This is a genomic window from Romboutsia sp. 13368 (assembly GCF_018336475.1).
GTDB lineage: Bacteria > Bacillota > Clostridia > Peptostreptococcales > Peptostreptococcaceae > Romboutsia.
Genome location: NZ_CP048741.1, coordinates 810584 through 813124, shown reverse-complemented (window position 1 = coordinate 813124; position 2541 = coordinate 810584). Strand labels below are relative to the sequence as shown.

General features: G+C 25.4%; 2 protein-coding genes. Both read right to left on the bottom strand.

The features are described from left to right. Nucleotides 1-296: 296 nt before the first annotated feature. The gene (locus tag G3997_RS03310) at nucleotides 297-1250 is read right to left on the bottom strand and encodes a serine/threonine-protein kinase (protein ID WP_296648060.1); all 954 of its coding nucleotides are present in this window, start codon (nucleotides 1248-1250) and stop codon (nucleotides 297-299) included. A gap of 124 nt (nucleotides 1251-1374) precedes the next feature. Beyond that, a partial coding sequence (locus G3997_RS03305) for a VanW family protein (protein ID WP_296648058.1) occupies nucleotides 1375-2541 on the bottom strand: 1167 nt, incomplete at its 5' end.

The window sequence follows — 2541 nt, the reverse complement described above, 5'->3', positions numbered from 1 at the left end:
AATATGATATTAAGTATCAATATAAATTGCTTTAAAACATAAAATTCGCTTTGCTCATATCGCCAACGATATATCCTTGCTACCGCTTCGAGCAACGTGTTGGCGAAACATTTCGGATACATCCGTTGCTTGAGCCACTGCGTGGGCGAATCATTTCAAAATATCTTTTTTACTTTTCTAGACACCATTGATATTACTCTTTGGTACACAATTTCCTTGTAAGTAAAAAAGTAACCATACTTTATAACTCAAATTTTTTTGAGTAGTAAAATATGGTTACTTTTATATTATATATTTTAATTANNNNATGTAGCTAAAACTGAAAATATAATAATTATAATTGTTGATACTAGTAATAATTTATTTCTTTTTGGTTTTATTTTTTCTTTATATTTAATCTCTTCTTCTTTTTCTTCTTCTATTAACAATGATTCCTTTATTTCTGCTTTTTCATACATTATAGAACTCAAGTCTAAAATAACTTCTGTAAAACTAGAATATTTATTATTTCTACTTAAAAGTTTTTTTATGATATTTAACAACTCTTTATTTTCATCAGTAGCCTCTACTTGCCTAAAGTTTATACCTTTGTCTATAATTTTTAACATTTCTTCTTCATTATTACTTTTATCAAATGGTAACTTTTTAAATATACACTCAAATAATATAAGTCCTAATGCAAAAAAATCACTTTCTGTATCTGTATAGTTAATACACAATTGATGCGGAGATAAATATTTTATATCGTTACCTGATCTTATATTTACACCATTATTAGCTTTTGTAATACCAAAGCTTAATATTTTTATGTTATACCACTTATCTACTAAGATATTTTTAGGCTTTAAATCTCCATGATATATACCATGTTCTTTAGCACTTTGTAGCCCTTTTAATATTTGTGTAGCTATTGATATTGTATCTTCTAGATTAAGATAATTATTTTCTATTATATTATTTAAAGTAGTTCCTTTTTCATACTCATATATCATATAATACCACATTTCATCTTCTTTATAATCTACACCAATATTAATCATATTTAATATATATGGTGAATGCATTGCTTGTAGTGTAGTAGATTCATCTATTAAGTTTTCAACTAAATCTCCACATATATTATTATTATAATTTATTACTTTTAATAACACTATTTTATTTTCATATAAGTCCTTTGCTTTATAAAGCTTATCAAATTCAATATTTTCATCTATATTTAATATAGAGTATCTGTTTCCTATAAAGTTCAAATTTTTCCCCCACTTTTACTTTTGCTCTATATTGTTACACTAAATTGTAACWNTATWWCGTTACACTAAATTGTAACATATTATTACAATAAAATAAAGCCAACATAATTGTTGACTTTATTAATTAATTTGGATTTTTATATACACTATTAGATATATACTGTGTACTTATTACTTTTCCATTTGAATCTTTATATTCTATATAAGTTTTTGCAGCCTCCAAACCTTCTTTTGTATATGGCTCGACTTTTATACTTATGTTCTTTTTATCTGATGCATTACCATATATTCTAGAAGTTATCACACCATCATTTACTATATTTTTTATATAAATTGGATGAGAATAAGGATTTTTAAATCTAAAGTCACTTCCTCCATCACTAACCATTGCATCTCTTCCTATAGATACATAACTTGACTTTAATGAATGATTTTGCCTTGATGTTATATCAAGTCCAGAGTAAAGAGCTGAGTTAAATAATGTAGAAGATACTTGACATACTCCACCACCGACATCTTGTTCTAATTTTCCATTTACTATAACAGGTGCATCTTGATAACCATTTGCTTTAGTTCTTTTTCCTGTTTGGTTATTATATGAAAATTCTTCTCCTGGCATTAATAGTACATCACTTGTTGAGTCTGCAGATATTTTAATATTTGTAACTCTATTTTCATTATTTGTTGAAAATTTAGTGCTAAACTCCGCTAGTAGTGAGTTTACACTTTGTGCAGCTTCTGTACTTATTTTAGGCTCTTTTATGTTTACTTTTAAGTCTATAGTTTTRTAGTCTTTGTTGTTTATAGCATCATATATAGCTTCTTTAGTTGATGCTATATCTAATTCTTTTCCTATTGTAGCTTTAGATACACTAATATTTCCAGAGTTAGATATGTATACCTTTGCATTTGTCATATCTATATTTATTGAGTTTGATATATTTTGTATTACTTTACTTAACTTACTTTCATCATAAAAAGATTCTAAATCTAAACTTTTACTATTTTTTTTAAGGTCAAAGAATCTTTTTATATTTTCAAAATATGAGTCCGTTTTTGTATAATTATAAGCTTCATTTACAACTTCAGCAGTATTATATTTTAAATCAATTTTATCTGCTGATATTTCTTGTATATCTCCATCGTAGTTGACCTTTATAGTACCTGGTACTATATTTTCATTTATGTATTTAATTGCCTCGTCTTTTGTTAAGTTTGATACATCTACACCCTCTATAAATATATTTTGAGCTATTTTATTTGTATATATATAATTGTTATTAAAATAATT